Source organism: Streptomyces sp. NPDC001502 (assembly GCF_042894785.1).
GTDB classification, from domain to species: domain Bacteria; phylum Actinomycetota; class Actinomycetes; order Streptomycetales; family Streptomycetaceae; genus Streptomyces; species Streptomyces kutzneri.
Map to the genome: position 1 here is coordinate 1 of NZ_JBIAVW010000035.1, position 18,326 is coordinate 18,326.

General features: G+C 73.0%; 22 protein-coding genes. 8 read left to right on the forward strand and 14 right to left on the reverse strand.

The window, feature by feature from the left end; translation table 11 throughout:
- Positions 1 to 290: 290 nt before the first annotated feature.
- A complete protein-coding gene (locus ACFY0D_RS37400) occupies positions 291 to 1,715 on the forward strand; it encodes a PQQ-binding-like beta-propeller repeat protein (RefSeq protein WP_390802348.1) in 1,425 nt (474 codons plus the stop codon).
- A gap of 16 nt (positions 1,716 to 1,731) precedes the next feature.
- On the opposite strand, the gene ACFY0D_RS37405 is transcribed toward ACFY0D_RS37400, so the two are convergent.
- The 3 genes from ACFY0D_RS37405 to ACFY0D_RS37415 all read right to left on the reverse strand — a co-directional run bounded on the left by ACFY0D_RS37405 (position 1,732) and on the right by ACFY0D_RS37415 (position 3,131).
- On the reverse strand, positions 1,732 to 2,115 hold the full coding sequence (locus ACFY0D_RS37405) for a hypothetical protein (RefSeq protein ID WP_390802349.1): 384 nt from the start codon (positions 2,113 to 2,115) through the stop codon (positions 1,732 to 1,734).
- Between the two features lie 43 nt (positions 2,116 to 2,158).
- Positions 2,159 to 2,698 carry a hypothetical protein gene (locus ACFY0D_RS37410; protein ID WP_390802350.1) on the reverse strand — a complete coding sequence of 180 codons (540 nt, stop codon included), beginning with the start codon at positions 2,696 to 2,698 and terminating at the stop codon, positions 2,159 to 2,161.
- Between the two features lie 61 nt (positions 2,699 to 2,759).
- Positions 2,760 to 3,131: a protease inhibitor I9 family protein gene (locus ACFY0D_RS37415; protein WP_390802351.1), complete on the reverse strand. Its 372-nt coding sequence runs from the start codon at positions 3,129 to 3,131 to the stop codon at positions 2,760 to 2,762.
- A gap of 368 nt (positions 3,132 to 3,499) precedes the next feature.
- Between ACFY0D_RS37415 and ACFY0D_RS37420 the strand changes: the two genes are divergently transcribed.
- The gene (locus ACFY0D_RS37420; RefSeq protein ID WP_390802352.1) at positions 3,500 to 4,696 is read left to right on the forward strand and encodes a S8 family serine peptidase; all 1,197 of its coding nucleotides are present in this window, start codon (positions 3,500 to 3,502) and stop codon (positions 4,694 to 4,696) included.
- A gap of 86 nt (positions 4,697 to 4,782) precedes the next feature.
- Here the strand turns inward: ACFY0D_RS37420 and ACFY0D_RS37425 are convergent, their stop codons facing one another.
- Positions 4,783 to 5,127 carry a protease inhibitor I9 family protein gene (locus ACFY0D_RS37425; protein WP_390802353.1) on the reverse strand — a complete coding sequence of 115 codons (345 nt, stop codon included), beginning with the start codon at positions 5,125 to 5,127 and terminating at the stop codon, positions 4,783 to 4,785.
- Between the two features lie 365 nt (positions 5,128 to 5,492).
- On the opposite strand from ACFY0D_RS37425, the gene ACFY0D_RS37430 reads away from it, so the two are divergent.
- Positions 5,493 to 6,668 carry a S8 family peptidase gene (locus ACFY0D_RS37430; RefSeq protein WP_390802354.1) on the forward strand — a complete coding sequence of 392 codons (1,176 nt, stop codon included), beginning with the start codon at positions 5,493 to 5,495 and terminating at the stop codon, positions 6,666 to 6,668.
- Here the strand turns inward: ACFY0D_RS37430 and ACFY0D_RS37435 are convergent.
- Together ACFY0D_RS37435 and ACFY0D_RS37440 are read right to left on the reverse strand one after the other, a co-directional pair.
- Positions 6,652 to 6,918, reverse strand: coding sequence for a DUF397 domain-containing protein (locus ACFY0D_RS37435; RefSeq protein ID WP_390802355.1), 267 nt, complete (start codon positions 6,916 to 6,918; stop codon positions 6,652 to 6,654). The genes ACFY0D_RS37430 and ACFY0D_RS37435 overlap by 17 nt on opposite strands.
- Complete coding sequence (locus tag ACFY0D_RS37440; protein ID WP_390802356.1) at positions 6,902 to 7,738, reverse strand: Scr1 family TA system antitoxin-like transcriptional regulator; 837 nt, start codon at positions 7,736 to 7,738, stop codon at positions 6,902 to 6,904. Before ACFY0D_RS37440 ends, ACFY0D_RS37435 begins: the two co-directional genes overlap by 17 nt.
- A gap of 116 nt (positions 7,739 to 7,854) precedes the next feature.
- Here ACFY0D_RS37440 and ACFY0D_RS37445 point away from each other — a divergent pair, with 116 nt between their 5' ends.
- Positions 7,855 to 8,076, forward strand: coding sequence for a hypothetical protein (locus tag ACFY0D_RS37445; RefSeq protein WP_382549591.1), 222 nt, complete (start codon positions 7,855 to 7,857; stop codon positions 8,074 to 8,076).
- Positions 8,073 to 8,606: an amidase gene (locus tag ACFY0D_RS37450; RefSeq protein WP_390802357.1), complete on the forward strand. Its 534-nt coding sequence runs from the start codon at positions 8,073 to 8,075 to the stop codon at positions 8,604 to 8,606. The genes ACFY0D_RS37445 and ACFY0D_RS37450 overlap by 4 nt, the downstream gene beginning before the upstream one ends.
- Positions 8,607 to 8,757: 151 nt before the next feature.
- Here ACFY0D_RS37450 and ACFY0D_RS37455 read toward each other — a convergent pair whose 3' ends face one another.
- The 5 genes from ACFY0D_RS37455 to ACFY0D_RS37475 all read right to left on the reverse strand — a co-directional run bounded on the left by ACFY0D_RS37455 (position 8,758) and on the right by ACFY0D_RS37475 (position 13,221).
- Positions 8,758 to 9,339 (reverse strand): GNAT family N-acetyltransferase, encoded by a 582-nt coding sequence (locus tag ACFY0D_RS37455; RefSeq protein WP_390802358.1) that lies wholly within the window; start codon positions 9,337 to 9,339, stop codon positions 8,758 to 8,760.
- Positions 9,340 to 9,346: 7 nt separating this feature from the next.
- The gene (locus ACFY0D_RS37460) at positions 9,347 to 9,733 is read right to left on the reverse strand and encodes a hypothetical protein (protein ID WP_390802359.1); all 387 of its coding nucleotides are present in this window, start codon (positions 9,731 to 9,733) and stop codon (positions 9,347 to 9,349) included.
- A gap of 17 nt (positions 9,734 to 9,750) precedes the next feature.
- Positions 9,751 to 11,268 (reverse strand): PTS transporter subunit EIIC, encoded by a 1,518-nt coding sequence (locus ACFY0D_RS37465; RefSeq protein WP_390802360.1) that lies wholly within the window; start codon positions 11,266 to 11,268, stop codon positions 9,751 to 9,753.
- 23 nt (positions 11,269 to 11,291) lie between these two features.
- Positions 11,292 to 12,227 carry an N-acetylmuramic acid 6-phosphate etherase gene (gene murQ / locus ACFY0D_RS37470; RefSeq protein ID WP_390802361.1) on the reverse strand — a complete coding sequence of 312 codons (936 nt, stop codon included), beginning with the start codon at positions 12,225 to 12,227 and terminating at the stop codon, positions 11,292 to 11,294.
- Between the two features lie 133 nt (positions 12,228 to 12,360).
- Positions 12,361 to 13,221, reverse strand: a complete 861-nt coding sequence (locus tag ACFY0D_RS37475) for a MurR/RpiR family transcriptional regulator (protein ID WP_390802404.1) — start codon at positions 13,219 to 13,221, stop codon at positions 12,361 to 12,363.
- Between the two features lie 205 nt (positions 13,222 to 13,426).
- On the opposite strand from ACFY0D_RS37475, the gene ACFY0D_RS37480 reads away from it, so the two are divergent.
- Both ACFY0D_RS37480 and ACFY0D_RS37485 read left to right on the forward strand, forming a co-directional pair.
- Complete coding sequence (locus ACFY0D_RS37480; protein WP_030727652.1) at positions 13,427 to 13,801, forward strand: hypothetical protein; 375 nt, start codon at positions 13,427 to 13,429, stop codon at positions 13,799 to 13,801.
- Positions 13,802 to 13,808: 7 nt separating this feature from the next.
- Positions 13,809 to 14,078 (forward strand): DUF4031 domain-containing protein, encoded by a 270-nt coding sequence (locus tag ACFY0D_RS37485; protein ID WP_390802362.1) that lies wholly within the window; start codon positions 13,809 to 13,811, stop codon positions 14,076 to 14,078.
- On the opposite strand, the gene ACFY0D_RS37490 is transcribed toward ACFY0D_RS37485, so the two are convergent.
- The 3 genes from ACFY0D_RS37490 to ACFY0D_RS37500 form a co-directional block, all read right to left on the reverse strand.
- Entirely contained in the window at positions 14,075 to 15,307 is a 1,233-nt protein-coding gene (locus ACFY0D_RS37490) for a serine hydrolase domain-containing protein (RefSeq protein WP_390802363.1), read from the reverse strand. The two genes, ACFY0D_RS37485 and ACFY0D_RS37490, sit on opposite strands and share 4 nt — an antisense overlap.
- A gap of 152 nt (positions 15,308 to 15,459) precedes the next feature.
- A complete protein-coding gene (locus ACFY0D_RS37495; protein WP_390802405.1) occupies positions 15,460 to 16,680 on the reverse strand; it encodes a Cmx/CmrA family chloramphenicol efflux MFS transporter in 1,221 nt (406 codons plus the stop codon).
- 54 nt (positions 16,681 to 16,734) lie between these two features.
- Entirely contained in the window at positions 16,735 to 17,439 is a 705-nt protein-coding gene (locus ACFY0D_RS37500) for a hypothetical protein (RefSeq protein WP_390802364.1), read from the reverse strand.
- Between the two features lie 132 nt (positions 17,440 to 17,571).
- On the opposite strand from ACFY0D_RS37500, the gene ACFY0D_RS37505 reads away from it, so the two are divergent.
- Positions 17,572 to 18,258 (forward strand): copper homeostasis protein CutC, encoded by a 687-nt coding sequence (locus ACFY0D_RS37505; RefSeq protein WP_390802365.1) that lies wholly within the window; start codon positions 17,572 to 17,574, stop codon positions 18,256 to 18,258.
- The last annotated feature ends 68 nt before the right edge of the window (positions 18,259 to 18,326 follow it).

An 18,326-nucleotide genomic window follows, 5' to 3' on the forward strand; every position in this document is an offset into this window, starting at 1 on the left:
CGTGCGGGGCACCGCCCCACACCACCCAGCCCCGCCGGCGATTGAGGCGCCCCACCACGGCAGGAGGAAGCCACACCACCGAGCCGACCGCAGGGCACCCCGCAGGGGCACCGGCCGAGGAGACCCTCGTGCGGGGCACCGCCCCACACCACCCAGCCCCGCCGGCGATTGAGGCGACCCACCTCGGCAGGAGGAAGCCACACCACCGAGCACCCCGCAGGGGCACCGCAGGGGCACCGCAGGGGAAGCGGTGCGTCGTCGATAGGGTCCCACTCGGGGGGATCATGGACATGGAACGACCGCGGCCCGGGCGGCTCTTGGGGTATCTCGCGTGCGCCGGCGCCGCCGCGTTCGCGGCGGTGGCCGCCCTGTACCTGGTCCTCCTCGCGAAGCTGGTGTTCGCCGACGCCCCCGGCCGCATGTGCGGGATCGACAGCTGCCCGCGCGGCACCGGCACCCTCGCGCTCCTCGCCCCGCTGTGCGCCGCCGCCGCGTGGCTGCTGTGGCGTACGCCGAGGAAGCGGGGTCACGGACGCGCCCCGGTGCCCGTCCGGGTGATCGCCGCGGGCGTGGCGCTGGCCGCACTGGGGCCCGGCTGGCTGGGCTTCGAGTCGGTGCGCGGCCCGCAGCTGGACTTGTCCGGGTGGCAGGAGCCGGTGCATCCGGCGGCGGCCCCCGTCGGCGTCTGGGCGCCCGCGCCCGGAATGCTCGTACGGGCCCGCACCGACGGCCTCGTCGCCTACGGCGGGGAGGGCCGCAAGGGCTGGCGGCTGCCCGCCCCGGAGCGTACGCCGCTCTGCGCGCTCAGCCGGACGACCCCGTCGGGCACCGGCCTCCTCGCGTACGGGGAGAGCGTGGGGACGTGCGGCTCGCAGGTCGTCGCCGTGGACCTGGCCGGGGGCCGGGTCCGGTGGACCCGGGACACCGGCCGGGCCCTGGTGGCCGCTGCGGGCGCGAGCGCCGTCGTGGCGGACCGGGACACGGTGACCGGCCTCGACCTGCACGGCGGCCAGGAGCTCTGGCGGGTCCCGGTCCCGGCCGACTGCACGGTGAAGGCCGTCGACGGCTCGGAGCGACGCGCCCTGTACGTGGAGGAGTGCGGCGACGCCGCCCGGATCACGGCAGTCGACGCCCGTACGGGAACCCGCGCCTGGCAGACCGCGCTGCCGACGGCGAGCCGGCTGCGCGAGGTGCGGGTGCTGTCCGCCGCCCCGCCGGTCCTGCGCGTCACGGAGACCTCGGAACGCGGAGTGGACGCGGCCCTGCTGCTCGACGACACGGGCCGCGTGCGGGGCTCCGTACCCGCCTCGGGCCCGGACGGGGACCTGCTGTCCGAGCCGTCCCCGGTGCTGACCGGCGACATGCTGGTCACCGCGGTGAAGCAGGGGAAGAAGAACGGCGTGTCCGCCTACTCCCTCACCGACGGCCGAAGCCTCTGGCACGCGGGCACCGGCGACGAGGAGGTCCGCGGGCTGGCCCCGACCGGCCCCGGCGAGGTCGGCGTGGTGACCTCCGGCCACTGGTGGACGTACCTCACCCGCCGCGGCCTGGCCGACGGCAGGCGCCGGGCGGAGCCCGCGATCCTGCGCGACCTGCCGCTGGGCGAGCGGTTCGCGTTCTACCCCGGCCCGCCCGGCTCGTACGTCTTCGTCAACCTGGACCGCAAGGGCCTGCTGCCGCCGACCTTCGACATCGATCCGGTCTTCGGCTGGTGACGGCGGCCGGCCGGGGTCACGGCCCGGCCGCGCGGAAGAGCGCGAGGAGGGCCTGGGCGGGCGGAGCGTCCGCGTGGAAGAACTGCTTGGCGAGGTCGGGCGGGACCGCCGGTCCGTGCATGCGGACCTCGTGGCAGCTGAAGCAGAAGGCCGCCTCGAAGAGGACCAGTTCGAGGGAGTCCTCGTAGCCGCGGATGCTCCATCCCGGTGAGAAGCCGCAGCGGTGCTGACCGCTGCCGGGCAGGGTCCCGATGAGGGCCAGGGCGTCGGTCACCTCGCTCCCGGACCAGTGGGCGACGGTCCTGCCCGGGTACGGGGCGCCCTTCTTCTTCGGGTGGGCGGATATCCGTACCACCTCGATCAACGCGGTACCGGTCAGGACTTCGGCGGGGAGCTGCATGAACACAGTTTCCCCGCCTACCGGAACGAGGGGTCGTCGAGGGTCAGAACCTTTCGACCGCCTTGCCTTCCGGGACTTCGTAGCAGCCGGAGACGACGGTCAGACTCAGCTTCGGCGGGTCGTTCTGCTTCATCTGTACGACGCTGACGCCGTACTTCTTCTCGCCGTGGTCGGCGGTGAGGCCGAGGTTCTTGTTCCGGCTGGTGTCGGGTGCGTACCGGACGACCTTCCAACCGTGCTCGGGGAGCGCGGCCTTGAGCCGTTCCATCGCCTCGTCGAGCCGGTCGTTCGAGGTGGGGTAGAAGCTCCACGGGTGGAACACCTGGAAGTACCTGGCCGGGTCCTTGCCCGGGCACTCCGTGACGCCGGCGCGTCCTTCGGACGGCTTCCCCTCGACTCCGGTGAGGCCGCGGAGCTCGGCCGACACCTTCTCCACCGCGTCGGCGGCGTCACGTGAGGTGCTGGTGCCCGCGAGGGGTATCGCGTCGGAGCCGGCGGAGTCGGAGCCGGTCAGGCCGCATCCGCCGAGGGTGGTGAGGGCGAGGGACGCGAGGAGCACCGGAGCACCCTGCTTGATCTTCACGACGGGCGTCTCCCTTGTCGGTCGGCCGGCCGGACGGACGGACCGGGGGCCTGACCGCGGGTCACACGCCTGAGGTCCCCCACCCCCAGTATTGGCCGAAGATCCCGCCGCCGGTGGCCCGGCCGTCCTCCTCGACGGTCTCGACGTCCGGCATCTCCTGCAGGGCCTCGACCTGGTCGGGGCTGAGCTGGGCGGCGAAGCCGTGCAGGACGGTGCGGTAGATGTGCACCGGGGTGGCGCCGACCCGGTCCGCCACTTCGGCCGGGTCGACGTCCTTGCGCACGGTGACGATGTACGTGGCGTGGTCGGCGGCGGGAAGGGTGTGCGGTACGGGTTCCGGGACGTCGGCGGTGGCCGTGGTCACGGGCAGTACGGCGACGGCGGCCAGTACGGCGACGGCCACGGGCAGGGCTCGGCTCAGGCGGATGCGCATGGGGGGAGGCCATCACGCGCGGCAGGGACGGTCAACGACGCCGGTGGGTGTGGCGGGGGCACGGGCGGCGCACCGGCCGTGCGCCCCCTGGTCCGGCGGCGGACCGTACGGGTGATCTTGCGGGGCGGGCCGACGGTCGCACGGGACGGGGCACGACCGGTACGGCACAGCGGGACAACCCTTTCTGCACGGTGCGCGCTTTTGGGCGCGTCGACGCGGGCGCCGGACGGGCAACCAGGTGAGCCGGTGATTCAAGCTGCACAGAGGTGGCAGCGATGGAGCTGAGGGCCGCCCCCGCAGGAGCACCTGGTGCCGTGAGGGCGGCTCCCCCATGCCTCCGACCGAGAACCCGTCAGGGAGTTCCTTCCATGCGCCTGCTCGCACGCCTGGCCGCCGCCGCCCTCCTCACCATCCCCCCGGTCGCCGCCGGTACGGCCTCCGCCGCGGCCCCGGAGCCGACCCCGGCACCGCTGATGACCGCCGCCAACCCGGTGCCCGGCAAGTACATCGTGACCCTGGAGAAGGGCCAGGACGCGGCGAAGATCGCGAAGAAGCTGGGCCTGAAGCCGACGTTCGTCTACACCTCGGCGCTGAGCGGCTTCGCGGTCCCGCTGACCTCACTGGAGCTCACGCTCGTCCGCAACAGCCTGGGGGTGAAGTCGGTCGAGGAAGACGCTTCCGTCCAGTCCGTCCCGACACCCACCTCCTCGGCGGCGATGCGGGCCCCGTCGAACTCGTGGGGCCAGGACCGGATCGACCAGAAGGAGCTGCCGCTCGACAACAGCTTCACCACCCAGGGCAACGGCGCCGGGGTGACCGCGTACATCCTCGACACCGGCATCGACTACGGCCACACCGAGTTCACCGGCGCCGACGGCACCACACGTGCCAGCTTCGGCTTCGACGCCATCAACGACGGCCGCAACGGCGCGGACTGCCAGGGCCACGGCACACACGTCGCCGGCACGGTCGCGGGCAAGACGTACGGGGTGGCGCGCAAGGCGAACCTGGTCAGCGTCCGGGTCCTCGGCTGTGACGGCAAGGGCACCTGGTCGGGGATCATCGCGGGCATGGACTGGGTGGCGAAGAACGCCAAGCAGCCTGCCGTGCTGAACGGTTCCCTCGGCGGGGACAGGTCGGAGGCGGTCAACAACGCCGCGACCGCGGTCTCCGACGCGGGTGTGCTGCCGGTCATCGCGGCGGGCAACTCCGCGAAGGACGCCTGCAACATCTCACCCGCGTCCGCCGCGCGCGTGGTCACCGTCGCCGCATCCAACCAGTGGGACGAGGAGACCGACTTCTCCAACTACGGCTCGTGTGTCTCGCTCTACGCCCCCGGCCAGGCCATCGTCTCCGCGAAGCTCGGCGGCGGCAGCGTGGCCCTCGACGGCACGTCGATGGCCGCCCCGCACGTCGCAGGTGTGGTCGCCCTCTACAAGCAGGCACACCCGAACGCGGACGCGGCCGAGCTCAACGAGTTCCTCGACACGGAGGCCACCAAGGACGTCCTGAAGAGCATCAGCAAGACCAGCCCGAACGTGCTGCTGAACACCGGCGGTCTCTGACCCGGCCCGCGTACGGGCGCGCCTGGGTGCCGGTGGGGCCTCGCGGCCCCGGGCCGGGCCGCCCTGCTCGGTCGGGCGCCCGGGCCTCAGAAGCCGGTGCCGAAGCCGGTGGCCCGGCCGTCCTCCTCGACGGTCTCGACGTCCGGCATCTCCTGTAGGGCCTCGACCTGGTCGGGGCTCAGCCGGGCGGCGAAGCCGTGCAGGACGGTGCGGTGGATGTGGACCGGGGTGGCGCCGACCCGCTCGGCCACCTCGGCCGGGTCGACGTCCCCCCGCACGGTGACGATGTACGTGGCGTGGTCGGCGGCGGGGGCCGTGTGCGGTACGGGTTCCGGCCCGTCGGCGGCCGTGGCCGCGGCCACGGGCAGTACGGCGACGGCGGCCAGTACGGCGACGGCCACGGTCAGGGCTCGGCTCAGACGGATGCGCATGGGGGGAGGCCATCACGCGCGGCAGGGCGGGTCAACGACGCCGGCGGGTGTGGCGGGTGCACGGCGGGTACCGGCCGCGCGCTCCCTGGTGTGGGGGCCGGACGTACGGGTGAATCTCGCACGGGTTTCCGCACCCCGGGTGGAGCGGCCCGCGGCCCGGGCGGCACAGGGGACTAACCCTTTCTGCTGTGTGTCCGGTACGGCATGTCGACGCGGCCATCGGACGATCGGCCAGGTGGCGGCGATGGTTCAAGTCGCGCCGAGGTGGTCCCCGATGTAGAGAGGGGCCGCACCCGCGGAGGACTCCAGATCGCGGGGGCGGCTCCTCCACGCCGACCTTCCAAGCACGTCAGGGAGCTCCTTCCATGCGTCTGCTCGCACGTCTGGCCACTGCCGTTCTCCTCACCGTCACCCCCATCGCGGCCGGCTCCGCCGCGACTGCGGCCCCGGAGCCGACCCCGGCGCCGCTCCTCACGTCCATGAACGCGATCCCCGGCCAGTACGTCATCACCCTCGACAAGGCCGCCTCGCCGGCGCGCATCGCGGCGGCGCTGGGAGTGAAGGCGAAGTTCACCTACACCTCCGCCCTGCACGGGTTCGCCGCGTCCCTCACGGCGGACCAGTTGCGCACCGCCCGGGTGACGGCCGGCGTGAAGTCGGTGGAGGAGGACGCGAACGTGTCCACCCCGCCCACGCCCGTCACCCTGGGCGGGACCAGGTCGCCGGCCGGGTCCTGGGGCCTGGACCGGATCGACCAAGAGGGCCTCCCGCTCGACGGCAACTTCAGGGCCAACGGCAGCGGCCAGGGCGTGACCGCGTACATCCTCGACACCGGCATCGAATACGGGCACACCGAGTTCGGCGGCCGGGCGCGCCTCGGCTTCGACGCGTTCGGAGGCGACGGGTCGGACTGCAACGGCCACGGCACGCGCGTCGCCGGGACGGTCGGCGGCGAGACGTTCGGTGTGGCGCGGAAGGTCTCCCTGGTCAGCGTCCGCGTCCTCGGCTGTGACGGCAGGGGCCCCTGGTCGGGGATCATCGCCGGCCTGGACTGGGTGGCCAACCACGCCCGCCAGCCCGCCGTCCTGAACGCCTCCCTGGGCGGGGACCGCTTCGCCTCGGTCAACAGCGCCACCAACGCCGTGTACGACCACGGCGTACTGCCGATCATCGCGGCGGGCAACGAGAACCGCGACGCCTGCCGGGTCTCGCCGGCGTCCGCCAACCGTGCGTTCACGGTCGGCGCGACCAACAAGTTCGACGAGGAGACCGACTTCTCCAACTGGGGCGAGTGCCTGGAGATCTACGCCCCCGGCAAGGAGATCGTGTCCGCGAAGCTGCACGGCGGCAACGTGGCCCTGGACGGTACGTCCATGGCCGCGCCGCACGTCACCGGTGTGGCTGCCCTCTACAAGGCCGAGCACCCCAGCGCGACGCCGGCCGAGGTGCAGGACTTCCTGGAGGACAAGTCCACGAAGGACGTCGTGGAGAACCTCAGCGACAACAGCCCGAACCGGCTGCTGTTCACCAACGCTCTCTGAGCGACCCGACGAACCGGGCCCAGGCCTGCGCGTGGAACACCACGTGCGGGCCTTCGGGCTGCTTGGAGTCCCTCACGGGGACGACATCGGGGAGGCCGTCGGCCACTTCCAGGCACTCGCCGCCGTCACCGCCGCTGTGGGTGGACTTCCGCCAGGTGGCCATCTCCAGGCAGTTGCCGCCGTCGCCTGCGCTGTAGCTCGATTTGTGCCAGGTGGCCGCCGACACGTCGTACTCAGGCTTGCTGGTCATGTTCGTAATCCTCCGCCACCGATTCGATCAGGGCCAGGGACTTGCGCGGTGACAGCGCGTTGGCCGTGAGGAGATCGTAGGTCAGGGTGTGTTGGGCGACGGTGGCCGGATCGTCGAACAACTGGCCCATCCCGAGGCCGTCGACGTAGGAGAGTGGCGGCGCGTCATCGAACGACATCAGCTTGAGGGTGCCTGCCAGCCCCGCGTGGAAGCCCGCGCTGAACGGGAGCACCTGCACGATGATCCGGCATGAGCGGATCAGGCGCGCGATGTGCCGAAGGGCCTCGGCCAGGATCGCCGGGCTGTCCCCGGCGCGTCGCAGGACCGCCTCGTCGAGGACGCACCACAACAGTGGGGTTGTTGGGTCATTGAGCAGCGAGGCCCTGGCCAGGCGATTCGTGACCAGCTCGTCGATGGTCTCCTCCGTGGCCGTCGGCTGGTACGCGCGGAACACCTCGCGTGCGTACGCCTCCGTCTGGAGCAGTCCGGGGATCAGCTGTGGCGCGTACTCCCTGATGGTCTTCGCCAGAGCTTCGGCTTCGGCGGCCGCCGCGAAGTGGTCCGGGTACTTCGACTCGGCCGCGGCTCCGCAGTTGCGGACGAAGAAGCCGCCCGTGTCGAGGATCTCGTCGATCTGGCGGGCGAACTCCAGGTGCATACGTCGGGTGCCGGCTTCGAGCTGGCCGATGAACGCGCCGCTCACGAAGAGCCGTTCGCCGAGTTCGGCCTGGCTCATGCCCGCGCGTTCGCGCGCTACGCGCAGTTCCGCGCCCAGGAGGGCGCGGGGTGAGGAGGAGGGATCGAGGTTCTTCCGTGCCATGGCAACTCCCTGAGCAACATGTGCGGTTGTTGCGGGGTCCGCACTTGAAAGGCTAGTGAGCGCGTCGCCACTCTGTGTGAAGAAGTTGGATACTCAGAGTAGAAAGGTGACATGTCATGGTGCTCTCCCCACAGGAGCGCATGCAGGCGGCCGAGGAGGCCGTCCGGCAGCTGCGGGAATCGCTCGCGGCGGTCGGGGTGCTGTTCCCCTCGCTGGACGTGGAGCGGGTCTCGGCCGCCGGTACGTACGGCCTGCCGCTGGTCGACCTCGGCCGCTGCAACCTGGACACCGCGCTCCGGCTGGCCGCCGTCCTGCACGAGCGGGCGGCGGGCGCGTGAGCGAGTCCGTGGAGGCGGTGAACTTCGCCTTCGAACTCGGCTGGAAACTGCGGGGGCTGGAGACGGCCCTCGCCCCGCGCGGGGTGTGCGGGCCGGAGTCGGGTGATCCGAAGCCGCCTCCGCCGTCCGGATGGCAGCGGTTCACGCTGGTGCACTGCCCGGTGGAGGGGTATCCGGGGTTCGACGATCCGCGCTACGAGGGGCTCAGGGCAGCCCCGCCGCAGGGGTGCGCGGTGGAGGACTTCGGCGGGTGCCTCGGGCTGCGGTGCGAGCGGCCGGGCGGGCGGCTGCTCGACGCGGTGGCGGAGCTGTGCGCGGAGATCCGTACCGGGTACGGGCTGCTCATGACCGGCCTCGGCATCGACAAGCTGTGGGAGTGGTCCGAGGACGGTACGGACGGCTGGGGCGCCGAGATCGTGGGGCAGCTCCTGCTGATGGCGGCCGAGCGGGGTCCGAGGCTCGGCTACGGCGTGGACGATCTGGCCGACTTCCTGCAAACCGTCGGTGGAGCAGCCGATGTCGGAGCGTAGCGGGCCGCTCAGCCCCCGCGGCCGCACGATGGCATGCAAATCGATGCGATCTGTACGATCCCCTTCGTCCCGCAGCAGGAGTGCCTGACCTGAATCGCCGACCGCTTCGCGGGACGTCCGGCGCCGGGCAGCTGCTGACGCACGGTCCGCCTCAGTCGGTACGCAGGCGGGCGTGCAGGTGCTCGTCGTGCCAGCCGTCCGCGTGCAGGAGGGCGCCGCGCATGGTGCCCTCCAGGGGGAATCCGGCCTTCGTCGCGATGGCGCAGGAGGCCGGGTTCGCCACGGAGTGGGTGATCCGCACGCGGTGCAGGCCGAGGTCCTCGAAGGCCCAGCGGGTGACGCGTTGCGTCGCCGTCACCATGACCCCGCGGCCGCGCCCGGCGGGCAGCAGCCAGTACAGGATCTCGCCGCTGCCGCCCGCGAGGTCGAGGTCGCCGATGCCGATGAGCCCGACGGCCGGGCCTGTGCCGGCGGGGGCGACGGCCCAGATCGCGGCCTCCTCGTCCTGCCAGCGGGCGTGCCAGCGGGCGATCCGCTCCTCGGCCTCGGCCGCGGTGAGGAGGGCGGGCCGGTTCCAGTGCCGGATGTCCGGGTCGAGGCAGGACTCGACGAGCGCGGGGACGTCGTGGGCGGCCCAGGGGCGCAGCAGCAGGCCGCCCGGCAGTGCGAACTCGGGCTGTGGCAGGGCGCGCATCCGGCCGGCGGGGACCACGGGAGGTATGGAGTTGATCATCTCTGCATCATTGCGGACCCGCGGCGCGCATGCGCATGCGGAGGAACGATGCGTACGGCGAGTCCGAGGCGAAGGTCTGGCGGTGGAGCGGCTCCGGGACCCGGGGGCCCCAGAGCCAGACCATGTCGCAGCCGTAGCAGAACGCCGCTTCGTAGAGGGGCGGCCCGGCCGGGTCGGCGTACGCGCGGATGCCCCAGCCGGGGGCGAACCCGCACAGGGTGGCGTCGGCGGCGGGGATCTTCCGTACGGCCGTGAGCACCTCCGCGGCGGCGGGACCCTCCCAGTGACCCACGACGGGCCCGGTCATCGGGTCGCCGTGCTGCTCGGGACCGGCGGTGATGCGTACGACGTCGATGCGGGTCGTGGCGGCGACGGCTTCGGCGGGGAGCAGCATCCGCACATCATGCGGGGCTATGCGGGGACCCGTTCCTTCGGGGGTGTTCCGGTGGCGGTGGTGGCGTCCGGGTCCTGGGCCTGGTCCGGGCCGGTGTCGAGGTCGGTCAGCATCTGGCGGGTGAAGCCGAAGAAGTAGGTGGCGGTGAAGCCCACCAGGTAGCCGGTCAGCAGGCCGCCCGCGTAGATCGCGAGGGTGATGCCCGCGCCGGACTTGCCGTCGAGCAGCGGGAACAGGGCCCAGCCCGAGGGGCCGATGGCGGTGGAGCCGAAGGCGACGCCCAGTTGGTGGAAGAGGCCGACGAAGGCGCCGCCGGCCGCGCCGCCGATGCAGGCGGTGACGAAGGGGCGGCCGAGCGGCAGGGAGACGCCGTAGATCAGCGGTTCGCCGATGCCCAGGAAGCCGGCCGGGAGGGCGGACTTGATGGTGGCGCGGAGCGAGCCGTTGCGCGGGAGGCGGTGGTAGACGGCGATGGCCGCGCCGACCTGGCCCGCGCCCGCCATGGCGAGGATGGGCAGCAGGACGGTGTAGCCGTCCTGTTCGATGAGGGTGGTGTGGATGGGGATCAGGGCCTGGTGCAGGCCGAGCATCACGAGGGGGAGGAAGAGGCCGCCCAGGACCAGGCCCGCGAAGGCGCCGCCGCTGGCGAGGAGCCAATTGGCGAAGGTGCCGATGGCGGCGGAGGCCTCACCGGCGAGGTACATCAGGCCGAAGAGGGTGACCAGGCCCGAGATCAGGACGGTGAGGGTGGGGGTGATCAGGACGTCCAGGGCCTCCGGCACCCACCTGCGGCACCACTTCTCCACGTACACGGCGAGGAGGGCGGCGGCGAGCGCGCCGAGGACGCCGCCCTGGCCGGGCTTGAGCTCCAGGCCGACGGCGTCGATCTTCGCGACGCCCGGGAAGACGATGATCGCGGCGACCGCGCCGCCCAGGACGGGCGTACCGCCGAACTCCTTGGCCGTGTTGTATCCGACGAAGACCGGGATCAGGGACATGAAGCCGGATGCGATGGAGGCGAGGGCGGGGACGACGGCGGGTACCCAGCCCAGATTCGTCAGCAGGCCGTTCAGTCCGGCGATGATGCCGCAGCCGATCAGGGCCGGGATCAGCGGGACGAAGATGTTCGCGATGCGGCGCAGGAACAGCTTGAAGGGCGTGGCGTTCCGGGCTTTCTGAGCCTCCTTCAGTGCCGCGCCCTGAGCGGAGAGGTCGTCCGCGGTGATCCCGCCGGAGGGCTGGGCCGCCGGGGCGGCTGCCGGCGTGGCCGCCGAGCGGGCCTCCTCGACGAGCGCCTCGAACTCCGGGGTCACGCGGGCGACGGCGCCCGGGCCCAGCACGATCTGGTACGTGTCGTCCTCGACCACGCCGAGGACCGCCGGGAGGGCGCGCAGGGCCTCGTCCTGGACCAGCGAGCGGTCGCGCAGCGAGAGGCGCAGGCGGGTCATGCAGTGCGCGATCGAGGTGATGTTGTCCGGGCCGCCGACCAGCGGAAGGATCGCGGCGGCGGTGGCGCGGTTCTTGTCAGTGGACATGGGGGATCGCCTTGGCTCGGGGGTCAGCGGGTGGGGGCGAGGGCGCGTTGGAGGGCGGCGCGCAGGTGGCCCTGCGAGGCGGCGAGCAGCTCGGCGGCCGTGGGGCCGTCGACTCCGCCGAGGACGACGAGGACGGCGTTCTTCACCTCGCCGCCGGTGGCGGTCAGGGCGGCCTCGATCTCCTCGTCGGGTGCGCCGGTGGCCAGCGCCACGATGCGGCGGGCGCGGGCGCGCAGCTTCTCGTTCGAGGAGCGCATGTCGACCATCAGGTTCCCGTACGTCTTCCCGAGGCGGATCATCGTGATGGTCGAGATGAGGTTGAGGACGAGCTTCTGCGCGGTGCCGGCCTTCAGGCGGGTGGATCCGGTGAGGAGTTCGGGTCCGACGACGACCTCGATGCCGTGGTCGGCGGCGGCGGCGAGGGCGGATCCGGCGTTGCAGGAGAGCCCGACGGTGAGCGCGCCGCGGGTACGGGCGAACTCGACGGCGCCGATCGCGTACGGGGTGCGGCCGGAGGCGGAGATGCCGACGACCGTGTCGTGCGGCCCGATCTCCAGCGCGGTGAGGTCCTCGGCGGCCAGCTCCTTCGAGTCCTCGGCGCCCTCGACGGCCTTGACCATGGCGGAGGGGCCGCCCGCGATCAGGCCGATCACGTCGGCGGGGTCGGTGTTGAAGGTGGGCGGGCACTCGCTGGCGTCCAGGACGCCCATCCGGCCGGCGGTGCCGGCGCCCGCGTAGACCAGCCGCCCGCCCCGGGCCATCCGCTCGGCGATCGCGTCGACGGCGGCGGCGATCCGGGGGAGCTGCGCGGCGACGGCGGCCGGGACGGTGGCGTCCTCGGCGTTCATGGTGCGGGCGATGTCGAGGGTGGGCAGCCGGTCGATCTCGGCGAGGTCCTGGCGGAAGGCCTCGGTGGTGAGGGTGTCCAGCTGGGCGCGGAGTTCTTCGTACGCGGTCATGGGCGGCTCCCGTGCGGTAGGGGGTGGCGGGTGGTGTGCGGGCTGAGCTTCACGATCGGGGCTCCGCCCCGGACCCCGCGCCTCAATCGCCGGCGGGGCTGAAATGCCGGGGCTCCGCCCCGGGCCCCGCTCCTCAAACGCCGGAGTGGCTGGATTTGGCGGTGTGGCGGTGGGCCAGGGCTTCGTAGGAGGCGGCGAGGGCGGGGGCGGCGGTGTCGTAGGTCTGCTGTGCGACGCCGACGAAGAGGCAGTCGACGACGAGCAGCTGGCTGGTCCGGCTGGACATGGCGGCCGGGCGCAGCTGGGTCTCGCGGGCGGCGGAGGTGGTCAGTACGAGGTCGGCGTGGCGGGTGACGGGGCTGTTCGGGCGGCCGGTCAGGGCGAGGGTGGTGGCTCCGCGCTCGAAGGCGACGCGCAGTGGTTCGATCACGTCGCCGGTGGTGCCGGAGTGGGTGATGGCGACGGCGACGTCGCCGGGGCGGAGTTGCACGGCGCCCGTGACGGCCAGGTGGGGGTCGCTGTGGGCGTGGGCGAGGAGGCCGATGCGCAGCAGCTTCTGGGCGAGGTCCTGGCCGACGAGGGCGGAGGCGCCGACGCCGTAGATGTCGATGCGGCGGGCGGTGGCGAGCGCGGTGACGGCGGCGGCGAGCTGGGTGAGGTCGAGGGCGGCGGCGGTGTCGGTGAGGGTCTGCGCCTCCTCGTGGGCCAGCTTGGCGACGACGTCCGCGAGGGGGTCGTCGACGGCTATGTCGACGGTGACGGCGGGGGCGGCGCCGGACTCCTGCTGGGCGGCGAGGGCGGCGAGCGCGAGGCGCAGGTCGCGGTAGCCGGGGTAGCCGAGGAGGCGGGCGGTGCGGACGACGGTGGCCTCGCTGGTGCCGGTGTGTTCGGCGAGGGCGGAGACGGTGAGCCGGGCGCACGCGGCGGGGTCGGCGGCGACGGCGTCGGCGACGGCCTGCACGGACCGGGTCATGGAGGGTGCGAGGCTGCGGATCCGGGCCCGGAGGGCGTGGGGCGGGGGAGCCGGGGCGGGGCTTTCGCCGGAGCCTTTGGCAGGGACGGGCGGGCGGCTGGCAGTTTCCTTCGCGTTCTGGCTCACCCCTGAAATTTATTTTCAGCGCAAGGTCCGGTCAATACGCCATTGGGCCCCCGGGAAGACGGCCTTCATCGCCGGGCCCTCGCGGGTCCACAATGGGCGCATGGACCACGCGACCCCCCTGGAGCAGGCGCTGCACGTCGCCCGTGCCCTTGTTCTCGCCGACCTCGCCGCCGGCGAGGTCGCCGATGCCGATGTCGTCTCCCTCGTCGAGGACTCGGTCACGCACCGCCGGTGGTGGGTGGAGCAGTGGCCGGAGGGCGTCGACTACCTTGCCGGACTCGTCGCCCAAGACGTGAAGGACGCGCTGCTGGAGAAGTACGGACGATGGCCGCTGTGCCCGGTCTGCAACCACGGCGAGCCGCACGCGCTGGACGTGGAGCCGGAGCTGGGACCCGACCCGCACTGGGTGTGTTCGGAGGCGGGTGTGAAGGTGGCCGCGATCGGCGGCCTGGGCCCGGTCTTCGGACTCCGGTGAGCCGCCGGTGACCGTCTACATCGACCCGCCGACCTGGCCGGGCCACGGCCGCATGTGGTCGCACCTGGTCAGCGACGTCTCGTACGAGGAGCTGCACGCCTTCGCGGCGGCCATCGGCTGTCCGCCGCGGGCCTTCGAGCGGGACCACTACGACGTGCCCTCGTACCGGTACGCGGACGCGGTCGGTGCCGGCGCGGTGGAGATCGGCAGCAAGGAACTCGTCCGCCGCCTCACCGCGGCGGGTCTGCGCCGCCCGAAGGGCCGGCCGGCGCCCTAGCTCGGGGTCGGGGCCGGGGTCGGGGGTGTGGACGGCTCCGGGACCGTGTTGGGCTGGGCCGCCTGCGGCAGCTCCCAGACGTGGTCCGGGGTCGCGATCTTGGTGACCGTGTTGGCGATGAGCGAGCTCAGGCTGCCGAACTTCCCGTCGACGTCCGAGTTCACCACGATCACCATCGTGGCGCGGGCCTGCGGGAGCCGGACGGCGACGGTCTCGTAGCCGGGCAGCTCGCCGTTGTGGCCGATCCAGCCGTCGAGCTCGGCGATGCCGAGCCCGTAACCCACGTCGGCGTGCCCGGTGGGCAGCATGCGCAGCCGCTGGGCCTGGGTGCCCGGCTCCAGCAGGCGGTCGCCGTCGGGCAGCTTCCCGGTGACCAGGGTCGGGACCCAGGAGTGCAGGTCGTCCATGGTGGAGATCATCGCGCCGGCCGCCCAGCCCCAGGACGGGTTCCAGGTGGAGGCGTCGACGGTCGCGCCGTTCGGGGTGAAGTTCGTGTAGCCGTGCACGTAGGGGGACGCGATCTCCGCGCCGGTCGGCAGCGAGGTCGCGTCCAGACCGGCCGGTTCGAAGACGTGCTGCTGCAGGTAGGTGTGCAGGGGCTGCCCGCCGGCCTTCTCGACGAGCAGGCCGAGCAGGACGGTGTTGGTGTTCGAGTACTCCCAGCGCGTTCCCGCCGCGAAGTTCGCGGGGTGCCGGAAGGCGATGTCCAGCAGTTCCTGCGGGGTCCAGGAGCGGTGCGGGTCGGCCTTGAATGCGGCCGTCCAGCGGGGGTCCTCGGTGTAGTTGTAGAGGCCGCTGCGCATGTCGGCGAGCTGCCGGACGGTGATCTTGTCGCCGCCGGGCACGCCGCCGAGGTACGTCGAGATCGGCGCGTCGAGCCGTACCTTCCCTTCGTCGACGAGCTGCAGGACGCCGGTGACGGTGAAGGTCTTGGTGACGCTGCCGATGCGGGTGTGCATGTCGGTCTTGACGGGGATGCCGGTGGCCTTGTCGGCGGTGCCGAAGGCGCGCACGTAGGGGTCTTCGCCGTCGATCCACAGGCCGACGCCCACACCGGGGATGGCGGCCTTGCGCATGGCCGCGGTGATCGCGTCGTCGAGCTGCTCGGCGGTCACCGGATCGATGTCGACCCGGCCGGGCGGGGCGGCCGCGGGGGCCTGGCCCGCGCACAGCGCGGTCAGCAGCAGGGAGGCGGCTGCCAAGACGGTGGGCGTGCGGTACCGGCCCATGGAGGATCACCTCTGACGCGCGTCCCCGAGCGGTCCCCGGATCCCGAGCGGACCTTCCCATCGTAGGAAGCCGGGTCGGGGGCGGCGACCGGGACCGGGACCGGGACGGGATCGCGACCGGGACCGGGACCGGGACCGCGACGGGATCGCGGTCAGGCGCGGGCGGGCTCCTCGGCGGGGGTGGCGGCGGCGCCGCCTGTGGCGATCACGCGGGTCGCGCGCGGCGGCGTACGGCGGTCCAGGCGCAGGGCGAGCACGGTGAGGACGATCGCGGTGACGGTCATGGCGGCGCCCGCCCAGGCGGTGGCGGCGAAGCCCAGGCCGGCGTCGATGACGGTGCCGCCGAGCCAGGGGCCACCGGTGTTGCCGAGGTTGAAGGCGGCCGTGGTGGTGGCGCCGGCCAGGGTCGGGGCGGCGCCGGCCACGTTGAACATACGGGCGTTGAGCGCCGGGGCGGTGAAGAAGGCCGAGAAGCCGAGCAGGAAGGCCAGGGCGACCGCCGCGGCGGCGGTGGAGGCCGCCAGGGCGAGCGCGGTGAGGAAGACGGTCGAGGCGGTGATGCCCCAGATCATCACGCCGAACAGGTGCGCGTCGGCGACCCGGCCGCCGACGGTGGTGCCGGCGAGCGCGCCGATGCCGAAGAGGCCGAGGATCCACGGGACCCACCGGGAGTCCAGCCCGGCCACGTCCGTGAGCAGCGGTGACAGGTAGCTGAAGGCGCAGAAGACGCCGCCCGCGGCCAGCGCGGTGATGCCGATGGAGAGCCACACCTGGCGGTCGCGGTAGATGCGCAGCTCGCGCCCGAGCGACGGCTTGTCGGCGGGCAGCGGGATCTTCGGGATCAGCGCCAGGATGCCGACGAGGGCGATCGCGGAGGCGGCGGCGACCGACCAGAAGGCGGAGCGCCAGCCCAGGTGCTCGCCGAGGAAGGCGCCGGCGGGGACGCCGAGGACGTTCGCGATCGACAGGCCGCCGATCATGACGGCCATCGCGCGGGCCCGCTGGTCCTTGTCGACCATGGCGATGGCGACGGCCGCGCCCACGGCCCAGAAGCCGGCGCAGGCGAACGCGGAGACCACGCGGGAGGCGAAGAGGAGCTCGTACGTGGGGGCCAGCGCGCCCGCGACCTGCCCGAGGCCGAAGAGGCTGATGAGGGCGATGAGGGTGGTGCGGCGGGGGAGCCGCAGGGTGGCCACGGCCAGCAGCGGTGCGCCCACGACCATGCCGATCGCGAAGGCGGATATGAGCAGGCCCGCCTGCGGGATGGTGACGCCCATGTCCTCGGCTATGGGTGGCAGCAGGCCGGAGAGCATGAACTCGCTGGTGCCGAGCGCGAACACGGACAGGCCGAGGACGTACACGGAGACGGGCATGCGGGGGCGTGCGGCTGCTGCGGGCATGACTGTCACCAACCAGCGCGAACGCGATCAAATTCCCCGGTCGCCGATGGGGTCGTCGGTGGGGTCGGTGAGGTCGGCGAGCTCCGCGGCGAGGTTGGCGCGGGCCGGGGCCTCCCAGTGCGCGGCTCCGTAGGGCGTGCGGAAGAGCCGCGGCAGGTCGAGGAGCTGGCGCAGGACGGCGGCGCGGCCGGTGCGGAAGGCGTCGTCGGGGACGAAGCCGTACTCGGCGCGGACGGCGGCCACGTAGGCGGCGTACGCGTCGGGATCCCCGGCCAGGACGGCCAGGTCGGCGTCGCAGAGGGCCTCGCCGTCGGTGTCTGCGGGCGCGGGGTCGTGGGTGACGGTGAGCCGGACCAGGCGGGCCACCTCGGCGGTGCGCGCGGGGCCGATGCCGAGCTCGGGGAGGGCGCGCTCGGCGAGGGCGGCGCTGCGCTCCTCGTTCTCGGACCGGTCGGGGCGGTAGACGGCGTCGTGGAACCAGGCGGCGAGCCGAACGGCGGCCGGGTCGGCGGCGTGCGGGGCCAGTACGTCGATCCGCGCGAGTACGTCGGCCAGGTGCGCGGTGGTGTGGTACCGGCGCTGCGGCTCCGCCCAGGCGGTGAGGAGGCGGTCGGCGTAGGGCGCGGGATCACGGTCGGCGGCGGCGCCGGCGGCGGTGACGGTCGCCTGCCAGCGGGCTCGCAGGTCGGCGGTGTCCGGGTGGGTGTCGCTGCTCTGGGTGCCTGTGTCCATGGGCACATTGTGGGGTGGCGTGATTGTGCTGGTGAAGGGCGGGTGGAGGCCCGTATTCTGAATATTGGACTAGACCTATTTCTTGGGAGTTTCCCGAGTTTTCCCGAGCTTTCCGAAGAAGGATGGGATCGAATGAGCAACCGTGCGCTCCTGGAGGTGATCGCCCTCGACGTGGAGGACGCGGTCGCGGCCCAGGCCGGTGGGGCGGACCGACTCGAACTGGTCACCGACATGGCCGCCGACGGGCTCACCCCGCCGCGCGAGACCTTCGCGGCGATCAGGGCGGCGGTCGACATCCCGCTGCGCGTGATGCTCCGCAAGACGGACGGCTTCGCGGCCGGCGACGTCTCCGCCTTGGCCCGGGCGGCACGGGAACTGCGGGCGGAGGGCGCACGCGAGTTCGTCCTCGGCTTCCTGGGCGCCGACGGCGCCCCCGACCTGGCCGCGGTCGAGGCCGTCGTCGCGGAGCTGGACGGCTGCAGCTGGACCTTCCACCGCGCGATCGACCGCGCGGCGGACCGGGATCAGCTGCGCAAGGCGCTGGCTGATGTGCCGGGGCTGGACACGTACCTCACGGCGGGCGCGGCGGCTGGGGTGGAGGCCGGGCTGCCGGTGCTGCTGGCGGAGGCGGCGCGGGGCGGTGAGCCGGGGTACGGGGCGCGGATCCTGGTGGGCGGCGGGCTGACGCTCGCGCACCTGCCGGTGCTGAGGGCGGGCGGGATCGACGCCTTCCACATCGGCGGTGCGGCCAGGCCCTCCGGGTGGGGCGGGCCGGTCTCGGCCGCGGCCGTCGCGGACTGGCGCACCGCCCTCTCCTGACCGGGGGTGCGGCGGTCGGGCGCGCCGCCGCTGCCGGGGGTGCCGCCCCCGGACCCCCGCGCCTCAAA

Coding starts and splice junctions, on each gene's coding strand:
- ACFY0D_RS37400 (WP_390802348.1), top strand. CDS start 291: ATGGAACGACCGCGGCCCGGGCGGCTCTTGGGGTATCTCGCGTGCGCC.
- ACFY0D_RS37415 (WP_390802351.1), bottom strand. CDS start 3,131: ATGCGCATCCGCCTGAGCCGAGCCCTGCCCGTGGCCGTCGCCGTACTG.
- ACFY0D_RS37460 (WP_390802359.1), bottom strand. CDS start 9,733: ATGCTGCTCCCCGCCGAAGCCGTCGCCGCCACGACCCGCATCGACGTC.
- ACFY0D_RS37445 (WP_382549591.1), top strand. CDS start 7,855: ATGGTGCTCTCCCCACAGGAGCGCATGCAGGCGGCCGAGGAGGCCGTC.
- ACFY0D_RS37420 (WP_390802352.1), top strand. CDS start 3,500: ATGCGCCTGCTCGCACGCCTGGCCGCCGCCGCCCTCCTCACCATCCCC.
- ACFY0D_RS37500 (WP_390802364.1), bottom strand. CDS start 17,439: ATGGACACAGGCACCCAGAGCAGCGACACCCACCCGGACACCGCCGAC.
- ACFY0D_RS37435 (WP_390802355.1), bottom strand. CDS start 6,918: ATGACCAGCAAGCCTGAGTACGACGTGTCGGCGGCCACCTGGCACAAA.
- ACFY0D_RS37425 (WP_390802353.1), bottom strand. CDS start 5,127: ATGCGCATCCGTCTGAGCCGAGCCCTGACCGTGGCCGTCGCCGTACTG.
- ACFY0D_RS37505 (WP_390802365.1), top strand. CDS start 17,572: ATGAGCAACCGTGCGCTCCTGGAGGTGATCGCCCTCGACGTGGAGGAC.
- ACFY0D_RS37405 (WP_390802349.1), bottom strand. CDS start 2,115: ATGCAGCTCCCCGCCGAAGTCCTGACCGGTACCGCGTTGATCGAGGTG.
- ACFY0D_RS37430 (WP_390802354.1), top strand. CDS start 5,493: ATGCGTCTGCTCGCACGTCTGGCCACTGCCGTTCTCCTCACCGTCACC.
- ACFY0D_RS37480 (WP_030727652.1), top strand. CDS start 13,427: ATGGACCACGCGACCCCCCTGGAGCAGGCGCTGCACGTCGCCCGTGCC.
- murQ (WP_390802361.1), bottom strand. CDS start 12,227: ATGACCGCGTACGAAGAACTCCGCGCCCAGCTGGACACCCTCACCACC.
- ACFY0D_RS37440 (WP_390802356.1), bottom strand. CDS start 7,738: ATGGCACGGAAGAACCTCGATCCCTCCTCCTCACCCCGCGCCCTCCTG.
- ACFY0D_RS37455 (WP_390802358.1), bottom strand. CDS start 9,339: ATGATCAACTCCATACCTCCCGTGGTCCCCGCCGGCCGGATGCGCGCC.
- ACFY0D_RS37495 (WP_390802405.1), bottom strand. CDS start 16,680: ATGCCCGTCTCCGTGTACGTCCTCGGCCTGTCCGTGTTCGCGCTCGGC.
- ACFY0D_RS37490 (WP_390802363.1), bottom strand. CDS start 15,307: ATGGGCCGGTACCGCACGCCCACCGTCTTGGCAGCCGCCTCCCTGCTG.
- ACFY0D_RS37465 (WP_390802360.1), bottom strand. CDS start 11,268: ATGTCCACTGACAAGAACCGCGCCACCGCCGCCGCGATCCTTCCGCTG.